Below are 17,747 nucleotides of genomic sequence, written 5' to 3'. Positions count from 1 at the left end.
GGGCCTTAACTAGCGGCCGGTGAACGTCTCGCGTAGGCGACTGAACAGCCCGCCGCCGCCGGCATGCGACGAGCGGACCTCGGCGACGTCGCGGGTGCGGCGGGTCTTAAGTTCGCGCAGCAGATCGGTGTCGTGATTGTCCAGCCGGGTGGGGACCACCACATCGACGTGGACGTGCAGATCTCCGCGAGTGTTGGACCGCAGATGCGGCATCCCGCGGCCTCGCAGCGTGATGACCGCGCCCGGTTGAGTACCGGCGGGCACAACGATCTCGCTGGTGCCGTCCAGAATGGCTTCCAAGCTGACCGTGACGCCCAGCGCCGCGTCGACCATCGGCACCGAGACCGTGCAGTGCAGGTCGTCGCCCTCCCGGGCGAAGATGTCGTGGGCCTGCTCGTGGACCTCGACGTACAAGTCGCCGGCCGGCCCTCCGCCGGGTCCCACTTCGCCCTGGGCGGCAAGGCGGACTCGCATGCCGTCGCCGACTCCTGCCGGAATCTTGACCGTGATGTCCCGGCGGGCGCGCACTCGACCGTCACCCATGCACTGATAGCAGGGGTCGGGAATGACCACACCGACTCCGCGGCAAGTGGGACACGGCCGCGACGTCAACATCTGACCCAGCAGCGAACGCTGCACGGTTTGCACTTCGCCGCGACCGGCACAGGTGTCGCAGGGGACGGGAGCGGAATTGCCGTTGGTGCCCTTGCCCTGGCATCGGTCGCACAACACCGCGGTGTCGACCGCGACCTGCTTGGTGACCCCGGTCGCGCACTCCTCGAGATCGAGGCGCATCCGCAGCAGCGAGTCCGAGCCCGGCCGAACCCGGCCGATGGGACCGCGGGAACCGCCCGCACCGAAGCCGCTGCCTCCGAAGAATGCCTCGAAGACGTCGCCCAACCCGCCGAAGCCACCGAAGCCACCGCCCGCGGCGGCGTTCTCCAGCGGATCTCCACCCAGGTCGACAATCCGTCGCTTCTCCGGGTCGCTCAGAACCTCGTAGGCGACGCTGATCTCCTTGAACCGCGCTTGCGCGGCCTCGTCGGGGTTGACGTCAGGATGCAGTTCGCGCGCCAGCTTGCGATAGGCGCGTTTGATCTCCGTCTCGTTGGCGCCCTTGCCGACACCAAGCAGCCCGTAATAATCCCGTGGCACGATTTGCCTCTCTTATGAGGGGACCTACGCCGCCCTGCCGGCGGCTGTCCTCAAACTCTGCTGTGGGTACGCGATCATCGCGAACCCAATACTTCGCCGATATACATGGCAACCGCGGCGACACTGGCCATAGTTCCCGGATAGTCCATACGCGTCGGACCTAACACACCCATGCCGCCGTAAACGATGTCACTGGTGCCGTAAACGGTGGACACCATCGATGTACCCGCCATCTGCTCCGCTTCCGTCTCGTGACCGATCCGGACCGTCACCTTGCCGGCTTCCTGCTGAGCTGCCAGCAGCCGTAGCACCACCACCTGCTCCTCGAGGGCTTCCAGGATCGAGCGCAGCGAGCCACCGAAATCGGCGGAGTTGCGGGTCAGGTTGGCGGTGCCGCCCAGCAGCAGGCGTTCCTCGGTGTGTTCCACCAACGATTCCAGCAAGACCGTCGCGGACCGACCGACGGCGTCACCCAGACCATCCTTCTCGCGGAGCCGGCCGGCGAGATCGGCCACCGCAATCGAAGCCGCCGAAAGCCGTTTGCCAACCAGCGCCTGGCAGAGCATCTCCCGCAGTTGGGACAGCTGATGATCCTCAATGACGTCGCCGAGTTCGACAATGCGCTGATCCACCCGGCCGGAGTCGGTGATGACGACCATCAGCAACCGGGCTGGGGTCAGCGCGATCACCTCCAAGTGACGCACGGTCGACGTCGACAACGTCGGGTACTGCACCACCGCGACCTGACGGGTCAGCTGGGCGAGCAGTCGGACCGCACGGCGCAATACGTCGTCGAGGTCGACACCCGACTCCAGGAAGCCCTGGATCGCGCGGCGTTCCGCCGAGGACAGCGGCTTGACGTCGTCGAGGCGGTCCACGAACTCGCGGTAGCCCTTCTCCGTCGGCACCCGCCCGGAACTGGTGTGCGGCTGGGCGATGTAACCCTCCGCTTCCAGCACCGCCATGTCGTTACGGATGGTGGCGCTGGATACGCCCAGGTTATGCCGGTCTACCAGGGACTTCGAACCGATGGGTTCATGGGTGGAGACGAAGTCGGCGACGATGGCGTGCAGCACCTGAAAACGACGCTCGTCCGCACTTCCCATTGACTCTCACCTCCCTGTACTCCCCCTGGCCGGATCTATTTTACGGTCTCGGCAGGATCTGACCTGCCAACCTGACGATCGGCGCTCAAGGGCTCATCAAACCCGTGCGACGATTAGCCTTTCCACCTGGTTCCGTCGAGGGCCGCTTCGGGCCGAAACCAGTCAGGCGAAAGCTACCGAAAGTTGTAGGGGCATGATCTTCAAAGGCGTGCGAGAGGGCAAGCCGTACCCCGAACATGGGCTGTCCTACAAGGACTGGTCCCGAATTCCGCCACAACAAATTCGGCTCGACGAATTGGTCACCACCACCCGAGTGCTCGAACTGGACCGCCTGTTGTCGGAGGACTCGACTTTCTACGGCGATCTTTTTCCACATGCAGTGAGATGGCGCGGCATCATCTACCTCGAGGACGGTCTGCATCGGGCGGTCCGTGCGGCATTGCGAAATCGTGTGGTCCTGCATGCGCGGGTGTACGACATGGACATGGCGACGGGCGGGCCCTGGCCCAGCGCGCGTAGCGCGACCTAGCGGCGTAGTCGGTCACGTTCTCCCGCACCCACGTGTCGATCTGGTGAGGGGCCGGCATTGGCTGGTCCGACATGTGCAGGGAGGTATGTCATGCCACGACTCGTCGGCATTTCGGATCGAGAAGCCGGATTCGGCGCCAGGGTCGCTTTTTTCTTCACCAAGCGCCATTTCAAGCGGATGACCGGGCGTGAAACCGCCACCATGCTCGAGCCATTACGGATGTATGCGCACATCCCAACGCTGCTGCGGGCTATCGGGCGGCTCGAGCAGGCCGAGATGAAGCTGGACATTCTGAGCCCGCGGCAACGCGCACTGGCTGAACTGAAGTCGGCGACGGTGGCGCGTTGCGAATTCTGTATCGACCTCGGCTCGCAGATCGCGCGCGGAATGGGCTTGCGTGACGACGAGCTGTTGGCGCTCTCCGACTACCGGAACGCATCGTGCTTTTCCGAGGTCGACAAGCTGATCCTGGACTACTCGACTGCGATCACGCGCACACCCGTCGAGGTGAGTGACGAGCTGTTCGACGCGCTGCGCGCGCACTTCGACACCGCACAACTCGTCGGGCTGACCCACATCATCACGCTGGGAAATCTTCGTGCCCGGTTCAACGTGGCGCTCGACATCGGTTCGTCGGGACTATCGGAGGGCATGGTGTGCGCGCTACCCAGCTGACCGAGCGTTTCGAGGCCGCCAGGCCGCAGTTGGCCGCGATCGCCTACCGGATGCTCGGGTCGATCGAGGATGCCCAGGACGCTGTTCAGGAAGCGTGGCTGCGGCTGAACGGGATCGCCGCGGCCGGCAAGGACGCCGAGCAGATAGCCAACCTCGACGCATGGCTGACGACGGTCGTCGCGCGAATCTGCCTCAACATGCTGCGTGCCCGCCGCACCCGGGCCGGTGCAGAGCTGCTGGTCGCGCACCTTCCGGATCCGATCGTGGATCTGACCGAGGATTCTGACCCTGAGCGCCGCGCACTGCTGTCCGACGCCGTGGGCCTGGCGTTATTGGTGGTGCTCGACACCTTGCCGCCAGACGAACGACTCGCCTTCGTCCTGCACGATGCGTTCGCTGTTCCGTTCGGCCAGATCGCATCGATCGTCGAGAAATCGCCGGAAGCGACCCGCAAGCTGGCCAGCCGGGCGCGGCGGCGGATCCAGCAGGCGGATCCCTTTCCCGACGGCGACAACGCTGCTCAGCGCGAGGCTGTCGCGGCCTTCTTCGCTGCCGGTCGCAGCGGCGACTTCGACCGACTGGTCGCGGTGCTGCACCCGGACGTGTTGTTACGCGGCGACTTTGGTGGCGGCACCGCGCCGGTCCGCGCCGAGGGCGCGTCGGCGGTGGCCCGACTGGCCGCCAACTACGCGGGACCGGAACGGCAGGTGCGCGCCGCGACGGTGAATGGCACGGCTGGTGCAGTCATCTTCGTCGCCGGGCGAGTGACCGCCGTCATGGGATTCCTGGTCCGTGACGGACGGATCGCCGCGATCGATGTGCTGGCCGACGGGGACCGCCTCGCGCGACTCGATCTGAACGGGCTCGCTTGCTAGTCGAGGGCGCGACCCCCAACTCAGGGGCGTGCGGATATTTGTCACTCCCGGCGTCGGCGGGTACGGTCTAGCGCACCGGTTGACTCCACAGCCGCTCAATGTCCTGAATCGCGTCGGCACCCGATGCGATGCCCATCTCAGCGACCGTTCGCGAGAAGCGTGCGGTACCGCAGCGAAAGCTTTCGCGCCCATCAACTCAGCTATGGCGTCTACCGAAGCTTGGCAAAAAATGCCGTACCGCCGAGTTCACCGCGACGTGGGGACATCACGCAGGACTGGTCACCGCGGTCGGTGAACTCGACGTGCTCAATACTGACCAATTCGTCGATTTCAGTTTACGTTGCGTAAGGCATTGCAAATCGCGGATTTTCGATCTTCGCGGCCTTGAGTTCATCGGCAGTACGGGGTTTCCCGCACTTCAGCGACTAAACTTCTTACTCGACCGTCCCGGCACGTACCTGGGGATTGTTCCGAGCCGCGCAGTAGTCCGAATGTTGCGGGTCTGCGACCCCGACGGCACCTTGCCGTGGACGAATCAGGATGGAGCAGCCGTGGCAGCGGCATTTCTCATGCCCCAGATCATCCCGCCAGCCTACGAGCGACCATAGTGTCGGCGTTCGAGCAGTTAAACTCGTTATCCATTAGACGATTTCACTTGGATATTGCATGGCCTCGACGCCGAATCGCGGCCCGGCACTCCCTGTCCGTGGCGCCCCGAGACCGTCCAGAAGTTCAGTTCCATGCTCAGCCCGCCGCTCAGCGTAGATCGCGTGGTGGTAAACCGATCAATCAAAGGATCTGCCTTGCCCGCTGGTGAAGATAACAACGGAAGCCTTGAACCGCACTTTGCGGACATACAAGCGCACTACGACCTGTCAGATGACTTCTTCAGACTATTTCTGGATTCGACCCAGACGTATAGCTGCGCGTACTTCGAACACGACGATTTGACTTTGCAAGAGGCACAAATCGCAAAGATCGACCTGTCGTTGGGCAAGCTTGGACTGCAACCCGGCATGACCCTGCTCGACATCGGTTGCGGCTGGGGCGCCACGATCTGCCGAGCCCTCGAGCGATACGACGTCAACGTCATCGGCTTGACTCTGAGCCGTAATCAGCAGGCACACGTAGAAAAGCTACTGGCGCAGAATCCCAGCTCACGAAGTAAGCGCGTTCTATTGCGCGGTTGGGAGCAGTTTGACGAGAAGGTCGACCGGATTGTGTCGATCGGGGCGTTCGAGCATTTCGGGCGTGACCGCTACCCCGACTTCTTCAAAATGGCCCACCACGCGTTGCCCGCAGACGGCGCGATGCTGCTGCACACAATCATCCAGCCCGGCAATGCGGAGTTCGCCGAGCGCGGACTGCCCATCACCATAACCAAGCTCCGGTTCATGAAATTCATCATGGAAGAAATCTTCCCGGGCGGAGACTTACCCCCTGCAGCACGCGTGGAGGAGCATGCGCGGCAGGCCGGCTTCGACGTGAAGCTGGTGCAGCCGCTCCGGATGCACTATGCGCGCACCCTCGATATCTGGGCGGCCGCGCTGGCGTCGCGCAAAGACGAAGCCATCGCGATTCAGTCGGAGGAGGTCTACGACCGGTACATGAAATACCTTACGGGCTGCGCCGGCTTGTTCCGCGACGGATACACCGACATCGCGCAATTCACCCTCGTGAAAAGTTGACAGCTCTAGCGAAGAACCCGACTTAGCCCGAAGCGGCTTTCAGCAGCGCCATCGCGGAGCTGCGTGACAACACCCAGCTGCCCTGGTTGACGAATGTGACGTTCTGCGTGACCGGCGGCGATAACTTGGGACCGGACACCAGGACATCGGCGGTGGCCGAGTTGCCCGCGGCCGGCTGGATGTTGGTGATGTTGAACGCCAACGGCAGGTCGCCGTTCTTGGCGGCCTTCTTCAACTGATGGTCGGCGATGTGCGCTTCGGTGCCACCGATGCCACCCTCGACCAGATCGCCCTTGCTGGTGAAGGAAACATTCGGATCGGCGAGGTTGGTGAGGATGCCGGTCAGCTGGGCAGCCGTTGGAACGCCGGTGGCCGGTGCCGGATCCTGCGGCAGCGGCGCCCCGAAGACGACCGGCTGCACTTGATGGCCAACCGGGCTGGTGATAGCTGTCACGCCTCCCGCCGCGGCACCGATCGCAGCCACCGCCGCAGCACCGAAAGCCAAAGTCTTGATGGTTCGCACTGTGTTCTCCCCTACTGGTTCGCGGTCGGCACGGATGCACCTGGATCGCGGGATGTTGCCCTAGATGTTGCCCTGGGTGCAATTGTGCATCGTGTGACCTGTGTTTCTCCTGATAGCTATGTTGCGGTACAGCAACGGTGCTACGACCAGGAATGCGGAGGCTATGGCACGGCTGTGCGGCAGCTGTGAATGGATACCTCAGCTCTGCGGTTGGCGACCTCGCGGCGTCAGCAGTGCTGCGAGCTCATCGCGGTTGGCAACGCCGGTCTTGGCCATCGCACGGTAGATGTGGCCCTCGACGGTTCGCACCGACAGCGTCAGCCGATCGGCCACCGCACGACTCGACAGCCCCTCGCTCAGCAGCATCACGATCTCGCGTTCTCGCGACGTCAGGGGAACGCGCGTGGTCGCTTGCCGAAGGGCGGGCGTGGACGCCCCACCGCACTGCTCGGCCAGCGCGTCTGCCCGCGTTGAGCACCCCAGCGACGAGCCCCGCAGGTCCTTTCGGCGATAGGCCACCGCCGCGTGCGCGGCCGCATCGACCGCCGAGACGAGATCGCCCATCTCCTCGAATTCTTCGGATACCGAAGCCAACTGGGCTCCGTCGCCGGCCGCCAACGCGGCAGCAAAGCGCGCGGCTACGCCGACTCGAGGACCCTCCACAATCGCCACGAGCTCCCCCAGCCTGCCTGCCGTGGAACCATCGCCGAACTGCGCCGCAGTCTGCAAACACATCACCTCTGCGGCCAATTGACCATTCACACAAGCTTTTTCGGCAGCATCGACTGCGATCTCGATTGCGTTACTGACCGCTCCCTGGCAGGCAGCAACCCAGGCCCGTGCCAGATCACACTCGTATTCGATGAAACCCCAGCTCCGATGATGTTCGGCTGCAAGGATATTCGCCGCGGCAGTGGCTTCAGTGGTTGAGCCACACATCGCCAGCGCGGTGGTCAGTGGGATCAGGTATCGATACCGAAAGCCGTTGGAGTCACCGGTGAAGAGCTCGACAACGGTCGCCAAGTGTGATCGTGCTTCGTCCAGGCGACCGGAGCAGAAGGCGGTCCGGCCCACGATCGCGGTGCTGAGTAACTGGGCGACACCGGGAATGTCGACCGTCTGCTGACGCGCCTGCTCCGCCAATGCAGTTGCCTCACCCAATCGACCGCACTGGATGAGGGCACCGGCATACCGGTCGATGAGAAGAAGCCTCATGTGGGCCGCGGTCGCCGTGCGCTGCAGGTAGGCGTTGCAGATTCCGGCCGTCCGGTCGGCGTCGGCAGGGTGCCCGGTATCGCCGTGGGCCACCACCAGCGCCCACCCCGCCGCGGAACTGATGATCCCGGGTAACCGCTCGAGGTCGATGGTCATCCCGATTTTCCTGGCCTTCTCCGGTTGGGCGATGGATGCCCAGTAGACGGTCAGGTAGGCATCGCACCAGCTTCGCGTGTCAGTGGTCGCAATTCGCGCGGCCTCGTCGAAGAGTTCCTTCGCCCCGTCCGGATCGGCGAGGCCCCACAACCTGTTGAACCCTCGATGGCCGAGCAGATACACCCGGTCGGCATCGGTGAGACCCTCGGTAGGCGTCGCAGCCACCGCCGCGTCGGCCTCTTCACCACGGCCTTGCCACGCCAGTGCAAAGGAACGAATGTTGTACGCCGGCAGTCCGGCACCCGCACGAATGGCCGCAGCGGCAAGGCGGTCAGCCAGCGGTGCGTCGGCCAGAAACATAGCTCCTTCGGCCGCCCGCAGCAGCAGGTCCGCGTCCGGCGCCAGATCGGAGTCGACACTCAGGACGGCGCGACGCACCACCGTTCGCACCTCGTCGCGGTCTTCGGCTGCGGCCAACTCAGCGGCGACACGCCCCCGCAGCCTGCGCAGCCTGGTGGCGGGAGCCCGCTTTCGCCGCACTTCGCCGTAGAGCGGATGAGCGAGTCTGACGTCCACACCTCCATCGAGGTCGTCGCCGTCGGCGCCGAGCGTGATCAAGCCACGCATGTCGGCCTCCTCGATCGCGGCCGGATCCGCAATCCGCGACAGCGACGCCAGATCGATCGGCTCTCCCACCGCGAGCGCGTCCACCACATCGCCGACCGGACCCGGCAGCGTTCCCATCCGCGACTCGATCAGCTCGGTCAGGCTGGGCGGCATGGTCGGATCGCCACTCCACGTCCAGTAGCCGTGCCGCTGCGCGAGCCGACCGACGGACACTTCCTCATCGACGATATTGCGCAGGTACAGCACGTTCCCCCGCGTCAGCTTCCACAGACGTTGGGTGGCACCAGGATCCAGCGAGCCGCCCAGGGTCGCCGCCAGCAGCGTCGCGGTTTCATCGGCGGACAGCGGCTGCAATTCGAGGCGCTCGAAGCGGGCTCCGCGCCACAGATCTTGCACCGCAGCGGGAACCGGTTCCCCGCTGCGAATCGTCAACACGACTTTTGCCGCACGACGCGCGACGATCTGCTGCAGAACGAACGCCGATAAGTCGTCGAGCAGATGGGCATCGTCAATGGCAACGACCACATGACTGTCTGCCGGTGCGGCGGTCAGCGACTCGATCACGTCCCGGACCAGGTGCACCAACTGGGTCTCGTCGGATTCCGGCGTCCGCACCCAGGCCGCAAACGCCCCGAGCGGCAGCGCCCGCGCCGAAGCACTGCCCACCGTCCAACGACTTTCGCGCCCCTGCGACGACGTCGCCGCCAGCGCCTCGCGCGCCACCCGACTCTTCCCGACGCCGGCAGCGCCGGAAACGATGATCCCGGGCGTCGCCGCCCCGGCAATGGCGGCTGTAATGACCGCCATCTCCTGTGCCCGGCCGATCAGCGGCCACGTCAGACGCACGTCGACAGCTTAAGACTCAGCTCACGGCTGTAGTGCAATGAGTTTCGCTTCCGCTATTCGAAACAGCACATCGAGGGCAGCGTCCTCGACGCCGACGTAGTCGCAGATCAACTCGCGGGCCACGCCGGCGTCGCGTAATCGCAGTGCCAACGAATACGGCAACGGCAATTTCCGCAACGCACGCTCACGCTCGCTGAAATGATCGGCCACCTGGACAGCATGCCGTCGCGGCAGTGGCATGGACTGAGTACCGCGGTACTCAACTCCGCTAACCCTCGGCGAGCACCTCTTCGTCGGTCAGCGCGGCGATGTCGAGATAGTGGCGCGCGATCACGGCTAATCGGTCCGGATTGCCACGCGTGGCCTCACGGTTGTTCAGTCGTCCGGCAAAACCGGCCACCGTACGCGTGGCGAAGATATCCGCGACGACCGCATGATCGACCTCCAACCAGTCCCGGACCCGTGCAATCACTGTGGTCGCCAGCACCGAATCCCCACCACGTGCGAAGAAATCGTCATGCACACCAATGGATTCTCGGCCGGCCAGGCCCAGCACCTCGGCGACGATCTCGGCCAGCGCAGCTTCCAGATCGTTGCGGGGGGCGCTGTCTTGGCTCCCCGACCCGGCTTCCGGTTCCAGCAGCGCGACTACCGCGCGGCGGTCCAGTTTGCCGTTGGACGTCAACGGGATTCGCTCGAGATAGACGACGCGCGTGGGGACCATGTAGCTGGGCAACAGGTTCGCGACGGCAGCGGTGACATCTCGGGCTTGCACCGAGTCTCCTGCGACGGCGGCAACCAGCTTCGGAGCGTTGGTACCCACCACGGCGGCGACGGCGTGACGCACGCCGGCAACGGTGCGCAGCGCACTCTCCACTTCGCCGAGTTCGACCCGATACCCGCGGATCTGTACCTGATGGTCGGCGCGGCCCAGGAACTCGACGGTGCCGTCGGGCCAGTATCTGGCCAGGTCACCGGTCCGGTACCACCGAATGCCGTCATGGAAGACGAAGCGCTGCGCGGTTCGTTCCGGGTCATTGCGGTATCCCGCTGCGACATTCGCACCGCCCACCCAGAGTTCCCCGGGCACCCAGTCCAAACAATCGCGGCCCGACGGCGAAACCACCCGGCAGCGGACGTTGCGCAGTGGCACGCCGAAAGGCACCGCCGCCCAGTCCGCCGGAGGTTCGCCGACAACTTCACAGACGGTGCTGTGGATCGCGGTCTCCGTCGCACCGCCCAGGCCGGCGAACCGGCAGCCGGGAACCTGCTCGGCGAGCCGGCGAGCCAACCCGACGCCCACCCAGTCACCCCCGAGAATCACTGCGCGCAACGAATCGCGGAGTCGGTCTCCGCCCATCTCCAGAATCATGTCGAGAATGCCCGGCACGCAGTTGATGATCGAAACGTGTTGCTGACGAACCAATTCCGCCCACACCTGCGCCGTGGTCTGTTCGTTGTCAACCACGACAACCGCGCCACCCGCCGAGAGCAGTCCGAAAATGTCGTAGACCGACATATCGAACTCGAGCGCGGACAGCCCGAGCGAGCGATCCCCGTTGCCGACTTCGAACCACTCGTTGACCGCATCGATGGTGTTCATCGCGGCGCTGTGCGGTACGTCCACTCCTTTGGGCAGGCCGGTAGAACCCGACGTGAAGAGCACGTAGGCGATTTGACCGGTAGCGGGGATCACCGGTTCGCCTAACGGCTCGGGGTACTCGGCTGCCTCTGCGATGGACAGACACGGGATTGCGTTACTCGAGCCGAACTCGGTGCCGGTCTCGGCCACCGCCGCGACGACGTCCGCCGTCTGAAGAATCCTGGCGCGACGCGCATCCGGTTGGTCGAAGCTGATCGGCACGTAAGTCGCCCCGACTGCGAGCACCCCGAGCACGGCAACGATCTGGTTGCGGCCCTTGGGCAATTGGACGGCGACGGCGTCGCCGGACTTCACACCGCGGGCACGCAACGCGCCTGCAACGGCAAGCGATCGCGCGGCAAGCTCCCGATAACTCCATGTCCCACCTGCATCGCCGACACCCCACAGCAACGCGGGAGCATCAGGATTCGCTGTCGCGTGTTCGAAAAAGCCCTGATGCAAACACCTTCCACTGACCGGACCGTCGGTGGCGTTGGTCGCTGCGCGCACCTTCGCCTGGGCGCACGGCAACTGCACCGCGGCCTCTGCATCCCAGCCGACTTCGCCCTCACCGAGGCGTTTGACTGCCTCGATGAAGCTGCCGAACATGGAGTCGACCAGGCCCGCCGGGAAGGCCGACTCACGCACATCCCAGTTGATCAGCAATCCACCCCGCAGTTCGGTGATCTGGGCATCCAACAGCACCTGCGGTCCCTGCGAGATGATCCACACCGGTTCACCGAAGGTTTCGACGACCTCGTCGGTGAACAACTCGCCGAGATCGAGGGCGCTGGTGAACACGATCGGCGCCAACACCGGCTCGCCCCGGTACCGGCCTAGATCGCGCAACACCTCCAGACCGGAATAGTCTGCATGCGAACCGCTTTCGTACATGCCGCGCTGAATCGCTTGAGCACGCTGCGCCACTGACATGTTCTCGGTCACGTCCACGTCCAGCATGATCGACGAGGTGAAGTCCCCGATGACGCGGTCGATGTCGGGATGCACCGGTTCACGTTGGAACATGGGCACATTCAGCAGGAACCGATCTTGCGCCGACCAACCGCCGATGGTGTCGGCAAACACTGCCGCCAGCGCCATGGCCGGCGTCACGCCGCGCGCGTGGGCACCGGACACCAGCACTTCCTTGGCTTCCGGCCCCAACCAGTGGTCGTAGCGGACGGTGCGATGCGGCGCCTTACGGTCGCCCACCGCGACGGTGGGAAGCTCAGGCGCGCCGGGCATGTCAGCGAAGCGCTGGTGCCACCACTGCCGGTCACGCTCCCGGGCGACGTCGCGGGCCTGGTCAGGCCGGCGCTGCGTGCGGTAACTCCGGTAGCTGTACCCGGGCTCCGACAGCGTCGACCCACGGTACGCCTGCGCCAGCTCCGAGACCAGCACGCGGTAGCTCATCGCGTCACCTGCCAGCATATCGACGTCCAGATGTAGCCTGCTGCGATTCTCATCGCAGCGGGTCAGGGTGATGTCGATGACCTGTCCGACGTCAATTGCCAACCGCTGGTGGGTTTTCCGATTGCGCAGCTGCGCCAGGGTGGATTCGACCGTCTCGGACTTCTGTCCGCGTAAGTCCACGAGGTTGAACACCGGACGACCCGGCGTGGACATGGTCTGTTGGGTTCCATCCGGCAGGAACCGGGTACGAAGCATCGGATGCGCCGCGACGAGGTCGGTCACCGCCCGCTCCAGGCGTTCGGGATCGATAGCGCCCCCGTCGAATTCGACGTACAGGTGCGCGGCGACGCTGCCGAGCTCCTGCTCGTCATCGCGGCCTATCCAGTAGGCGTGCTGCATCGGGGCCAGCGGGAACGGGTCTTCGTCCGGTTCAGCCGTTTCGTCGACGACGGCAATCTGCGGCGCACTGGCCGCATCGTTGGCACTCAGTAACCCGTACCAGGAATCGACCGTTGGGGTCGCTGCGAGCTGGGCAAAGGTGATGTCGGCTCCACGTTTACGCCAGCCACCTGCCATCGCCATCATGCGAATCGAGTTCAGACCCAACTGGATGAGATCGTCGTCGTCGGCGATATCTGCTGCCGCGCAACCGAGCTGGGCCGAAATCGTATCTCTGATCTCGTCTCTGCTGATCCACTCTCCACCGAGCGGCACCATTGAAGATCCTTTCTAGGCCTGCTACTCGGTCGAGTCGCTGTTCAGACCGGTCGCAAGTACGGCGATGGCGCGCTGCCAAAGATCGGTCAGGGAGTCAATATCAGGTGTGGTGAACAGGGCGTCACTCCACAGCCAGTTGTTGATCAGCACCGGCCCCGCCTGAGTGGCACCTAGCAGCACACTCATATTCAATGCCGAGCGGAGTGGTAAATCTGGCTCGGGATCGACTGGCAACGTTGCTATTTCGGCTCCGCTGAGCAGTGACCATGGTTCTTGCGTGGTGCCTGTGAGGTCCCAGCGGCCCACGTAGTTGAACAGGATTTGCGGTTCCGCGGCATCTTGCAGCTCAGGGCAGCGCTGGACATAGCGAAGCAGACCGTAATCCAAACCCTCGTAGGGGATTTCGTCGATGTAGTGGATCACCGAGTCGAGTAGCGCCCGCACCGATGCAGGATCTGCCTCGAGCCGCTCGAGATCCCAAGTATCGGACTCAGCCGCGGATCCGAGCCGCACGGGGAAGGTATTGGTGAACCAGCCAACGGTGTTCGCGGTATCGGTACCCATGATGGCATCAGCGCGTCCGTGGTTATCCAGCGCGATGAGCACGCCCGAAGTCGGATCCTGGTTGCGGACACGGCGCCAACTCGCAATCGCGATCGTCGCGGCACACAACAGGATCTCGCGCATCCGGTCTTCTCGGGTGAGCGCGGCCTGGAGGCGCTCGGTGACCTCGACCGGCGTGTATACCGGCGTGACTTGCAATTGAGACCAGGTGTCGCGAGTCGGATCCACGTGGCGGCTGCCCAGCGCGGGATCGGCATCACGAACCTTCAAACCCCAGTACTCCCGCTGCGCCAAAACCTTCGGCGTGGCGGCTCTCTCCCACATCAACTGGCACCAGCGGCGATAGGAGGTGAACTCGGGCAGCGCTTTCGGCGTAACCCCGGCCTGCACCGAGCGCCAAGATTCCTTGATGTCGCTGACCAGGATGTGCCAGGACACCATGTCCAGCACCAGGTGGTGCATCGTGAGCAGCAACAGCTGCCGGCCGTCTGCACCGGCGATCCACACCGCTCGTACCATTTCGCCGGCATGCGGATCGATCTCATCCATCACATTTCGCGCCACATCCGCGACGGCTGCGCCGAATCCGGCTTCGGTCGAGGCCGGAGCCTGCGCTTGGGACAGCAGATCGGCAGCGTTGACCACACCCGGCTCGCGGGTGACCAGGCGTGCTCCGTCGGGCGTCTCCGTCAGAATGGACCGCAGTACCTCGTGCCCATCGAGCAGCAATTGCAGCACGCGTTCGATGGTCGACCGATCGATGCCGGCGGGTAGCCGCATCAGGACGGTCTGGGTGAAGCGCCGGAAATTTCCGTGCTCGTTCACCCAGGTCACCATCGGCAGTGGTAGCACCTCACCGTATTCGGCAACCGCCGGCAAGCCGTCCGAATCGCCGGCCGCATCAATCGCCGCCGCAAGCTGGCGAATCGTCGGACAGCTCAACACCATTCGCGGGTTGACCGGGAGGTCGCGTCGCTGAGCCTTGTGCACCACGGAGATCGCCATGATGCTGTCCAGCCCGAGGGAGAAGAAGTCGTCGTCGACATGCGGGACCACGCCGCTGAACTGCTCGGCGAACAATTCGCACAGCACCCGTTCGGTTTCGGTCGACGCCGACGCCGCGCCGTTTTCGGTTACCCGGGTCAGCGCGTTGTCGGCCAGCCGGTCCAGCGCGGCGCCATCCAGTTTGCCGTTGGCGTTCACCGGCAGCGCAGCGAGCGCCACCACCCGAGCCGGAACCATGTACGACGGCAGGTGCTCGATCAGTGTGGCGCGCAGCTGGACCGGGTCGCACTCCATGCCCTTGTGCCAGACAACGAAACCCACCAGGACTGGCCCGGTGTCGCGGCGCAGCACCGCGACGGCGGCGTCGTGCACTTCAGGCTGGTTCCGTAGGACGGCCTCGATTTCCCCGATCTCGACGCGATAGCCGCGGATCTTCACCTGGGTGTCGCTACGCCCCAGGTAGGCATAACCGCCGTGCGGCAGCCGGCGCACCAGGTCGCCGGTGCGGTACATCCGCCGGCCGGGGCGGAACGGGTCCGCGACGAAACGTGCAGCCGTCATCGCATACTTGCCGACGTAACCGCGGGTCAGCTGTGCGCCGGACAGGTACAGCTCCCCCACTACGCCGCGGGGCACCACGCGTAGCGCGGAATCCAGAACATAGCCGAAGGTTCCGGCGTTGGCGGTGCCGATGGTCGGCGCCGGGTACTCCCCGACCGCAGCCACCACGGCCTCGACCGTTGTCTCAGTGGGCCCGTAACAGTTGTGGACGGCAGTCGGAGCCAGGGCGCGCAGTTGTTGCCACAGCGTGCTGTTGATCGCCTCGCCGCCCAGTGCCAGCACGCAGAGATTGCGCTCCGCGAGACCGGCGGCACGCAGTTGGACGAACATCGACGGGGTGGTGTCGATCATGTCGATCCGATGATCGGCGAGACCCTGAACCAGGCGGTCCGCGTCACGCATCTGCTCCGCGTCGAACAGGTGCACAGCATGACCGTCGAGTAGGCCGATCATGGGCTGCCAGGAGGCGTCGAAACTCAACGACCAGGCGTGAGCGATACGCAGTGGCCGGCCCAGACGTGCCGCGGCGGGTCGGTAAACGCGCTCGCGGTGGTCGGCGAAATAACCCAGCAGGGCGGCGTTGGTGCCGATGACGCCCTTGGGTTCACCGGTCGAGCCCGACGTGAAGATGACGTACGCGCTGTGTTCGGGATGACGGCGCACCGCAGGGGCGACGGCCGGCAGCTGTGAAATACGCTCGGCCACAACGCTGTCGTCGACAATCAGCGCGGGCACCCGGTCACCGACCAGGTCCGCATAGTCGGACACGGTAAGGGCCAGTATCGGACTAGCTTGGCTCACAATGGATTCGATGCGCACGTCGGGGAGCGTGACGTCGACTGGAAGATAGGCGCCACCGGCGGCCAGCACACCCAAGATGGCCACGATGGACCGTGTCGATCGTGGCAGTACCAGTGCCACAACCGTTTCCGGTCCAACGCCATGGCCCGCCAGCTCCACTGCCAATTGGCTTGCCTGCATGTGCAACTCGGAGTAGGTATGCCGCGCACCGTCACCGGTCAGCGCGATGGCCTGCGGTGTGGACTGAGCCTGCCGCTCGAACGTGTCCCACACGGTGGCGTCGGACGCGGGCGCCGATTGCGTCGCGAATTCGCGGAATTCGAAGCGCTCCGTGGGGGTCAGGATATCCAGCACATCGGGCGTACCGTCGCCGACATCGGGCAGTTGGCGCAGGACAGCGACCAATCGCTGGCAGAGCTCCGCGGCCGGAAGATGCGGCAGAGCTTCACGAATCGCCTCGATCACCACGATCAGCCCGTCCTCTGTCAGGTGCGAGACCACCGTCAGTGGGTAGTGCGTCAGGCTCTCTCCCTCGACCGGGGAGAAACGGGTCCCGTCGGCGGTGGCGATCGGCCGGATGGCGTCCTCTAGCGGCGCGTTCTCGAAAAGGAACAGCGTGTCGAAGAGAGCACCGTGGCCATGCGCCCGCTGCAGCTCCGAGAGGCTGAGGTAGCCGACGTCACGCATCGCCGACGATTCGCGTTGCAACCGCACACATTGCTCGACCACCGAAGCCGTACTGCTCACCTGGTGCACCACCGGCACGGTGTTGATGAACATCCCGACCATGGTCTCCACACCCGGCAGATGCTCGGGGCGGCCGGAGATGACGGTGCCGAACACCACGTCACGACGGTCGGTGAGCCGGCTGAGCACCACCACCCAGGCAAAGAGCACTGCCGTGTTGGGGGTCAGCCCGTTGCGACCTGCCCAACGGCGCAGCCTCGCCGTGTCGGCCTCGGACAACAAGATTTTCGACGACTCGGGCACGTCATAATCGGCCGCGCCGACGCCATCGGCCACCATCAGCGGCGCGGAAACGCCGCGCAGATAGCCAGTCCACTTGGCAAGCGCGCCCGCCCTGTCCTGCCTGGCCAGCCAGGCGATGTAGTCCCGGTAAGGTCGCGGGGCCGGCAATCCGTCGGCCGAACCCCCCGCCTGATACACCGCGAGCATCTCGGTGAAGAAGACGCCAAGTCCCCAACCGTCCACCAGAATGTGGTGCGCGGTGAAGATCAGTCGGCGTCTGCCCTCGCCAGGCACCGAGAGCAGCACGACGCGCAGTGCCGGGCCGCGGCTCAAATCGAACGTTCGGCGCCGCTCCGAGCGGGCAATCGCGCCGAATTCGCTCTCGGTAGTAACGCGTTCCGACCACGGTAGCTCCACGTGCGACGGCACGATCTGAACCGGCTTCGGCACATCGCGATCCCAGAACGCGGCGCGCAGGTTGGGGTGCCGGTCCAGCATGGCCTGGGCGCTACGACGCAACAGCTGCGCATCGAGCGGTCCGTCGATATCGGCGACGAACTGCATGGTGTAGATGTCCAGGCCGTCCTGCGCCAGGCGGTACAGCGCAAACAGGCCCTCCTGAAGCGGAGTAAGAGCTAGAACGTCTTCGATCTGCGGCGGTGCTTGGGTCATGGATGGTT

Annotated in this window: 11 protein-coding genes; 4 read left to right on the top strand and 7 right to left on the bottom strand. The window is 64.8% G+C overall.

The genetic code is table 11. The features are described from left to right. Positions 1 to 9: 9 nt before the first annotated feature. Both dnaJ and hrcA read right to left on the bottom strand, forming a co-directional pair. Positions 10 to 1,155, bottom strand: a complete 1,146-nt coding sequence (gene dnaJ / locus ACZY1I_RS15575) for a molecular chaperone DnaJ (RefSeq protein ID WP_463755345.1) — start codon at positions 1,153 to 1,155, stop codon at positions 10 to 12. A gap of 74 nt (positions 1,156 to 1,229) precedes the next feature. After that, on the bottom strand, positions 1,230 to 2,261 hold the full coding sequence (gene hrcA, locus ACZY1I_RS15570; RefSeq protein ID WP_463755344.1) for a heat-inducible transcriptional repressor HrcA: 1,032 nt from the start codon (positions 2,259 to 2,261) through the stop codon (positions 1,230 to 1,232). 193 nt (positions 2,262 to 2,454) lie between these two features. On the opposite strand from hrcA, the gene ACZY1I_RS15565 reads away from it, so the two are divergent. From ACZY1I_RS15565 to ACZY1I_RS15550, 4 genes are all read left to right on the top strand, one after another. Beyond that, positions 2,455 to 2,790 carry a type II toxin-antitoxin system VapB family antitoxin gene (locus ACZY1I_RS15565; RefSeq protein WP_463755343.1) on the top strand — a complete coding sequence of 112 codons (336 nt, stop codon included), beginning with the start codon at positions 2,455 to 2,457 and terminating at the stop codon, positions 2,788 to 2,790. 90 nt (positions 2,791 to 2,880) lie between these two features. Further along, a complete protein-coding gene (locus ACZY1I_RS15560; protein WP_463755342.1) occupies positions 2,881 to 3,465 on the top strand; it encodes a carboxymuconolactone decarboxylase family protein in 585 nt (194 codons plus the stop codon). Further along, positions 3,447 to 4,340, top strand: a complete 894-nt coding sequence (locus ACZY1I_RS15555; RefSeq protein WP_463755341.1) for a sigma-70 family RNA polymerase sigma factor — start codon at positions 3,447 to 3,449, stop codon at positions 4,338 to 4,340. Before ACZY1I_RS15560 ends, ACZY1I_RS15555 begins: the two co-directional genes overlap by 19 nt. A 662-nt stretch (positions 4,341 to 5,002) precedes the next feature. Next, positions 5,003 to 6,028, top strand: coding sequence for a cyclopropane mycolic acid synthase family methyltransferase (locus ACZY1I_RS15550; protein WP_463755340.1), 1,026 nt, complete (start codon positions 5,003 to 5,005; stop codon positions 6,026 to 6,028). Between the two features lie 22 nt (positions 6,029 to 6,050). On the opposite strand, the gene ACZY1I_RS15545 is transcribed toward ACZY1I_RS15550, so the two are convergent. The 5 genes from ACZY1I_RS15545 to ACZY1I_RS15525 form a co-directional block, all read right to left on the bottom strand. Further along, the gene (locus tag ACZY1I_RS15545; RefSeq protein ID WP_463755339.1) at positions 6,051 to 6,551 is read right to left on the bottom strand and encodes an MTB12 family secreted protein; all 501 of its coding nucleotides are present in this window, start codon (positions 6,549 to 6,551) and stop codon (positions 6,051 to 6,053) included. Positions 6,552 to 6,749: 198 nt separating this feature from the next. Further along, entirely contained in the window at positions 6,750 to 9,395 is a 2,646-nt protein-coding gene (locus tag ACZY1I_RS15540) for a helix-turn-helix transcriptional regulator (protein ID WP_463755338.1), read from the bottom strand. Between the two features lie 21 nt (positions 9,396 to 9,416). After that, on the bottom strand, positions 9,417 to 9,605 hold the full coding sequence (locus ACZY1I_RS15535) for a hypothetical protein (RefSeq protein ID WP_463755337.1): 189 nt from the start codon (positions 9,603 to 9,605) through the stop codon (positions 9,417 to 9,419). A gap of 58 nt (positions 9,606 to 9,663) precedes the next feature. Continuing rightward, a complete protein-coding gene (locus tag ACZY1I_RS15530; RefSeq protein ID WP_463755336.1) occupies positions 9,664 to 13,167 on the bottom strand; it encodes a non-ribosomal peptide synthetase in 3,504 nt (1,167 codons plus the stop codon). A 21-nt stretch (positions 13,168 to 13,188) separates the two neighbouring features. Further along, complete coding sequence (locus ACZY1I_RS15525) at positions 13,189 to 17,739, bottom strand: amino acid adenylation domain-containing protein (protein WP_463755335.1); 4,551 nt, start codon at positions 17,737 to 17,739, stop codon at positions 13,189 to 13,191. Between the last annotated feature and the right edge of the window lie 8 nt (positions 17,740 to 17,747).

The sequence above is a fragment of the Mycobacterium sp. IDUB_37 genome (genome assembly GCF_055419245.1).
Note: the sequence above shows the minus strand (reverse complement) of the source record. Positions and strands in the feature narration are given on the sequence as shown.

Excerpts from the sequence above, each read along its gene's own strand:
- hrcA (WP_463755344.1), bottom strand. The coding sequence starts at position 2,261 with ATGGGAAGTGCGGACGAGCGTCGTTTTCAGGTGCTGCACGCCATCGTC.
- ACZY1I_RS15565 (WP_463755343.1), top strand. The coding sequence starts at position 2,455 with ATGATCTTCAAAGGCGTGCGAGAGGGCAAGCCGTACCCCGAACATGGG.
- ACZY1I_RS15560 (WP_463755342.1), top strand. The coding sequence starts at position 2,881 with ATGCCACGACTCGTCGGCATTTCGGATCGAGAAGCCGGATTCGGCGCC.
- ACZY1I_RS15530 (WP_463755336.1), bottom strand. The coding sequence starts at position 13,167 with ATGGTGCCGCTCGGTGGAGAGTGGATCAGCAGAGACGAGATCAGAGAT.
- ACZY1I_RS15525 (WP_463755335.1), bottom strand. The coding sequence starts at position 17,739 with ATGACCCAAGCACCGCCGCAGATCGAAGACGTTCTAGCTCTTACTCCG.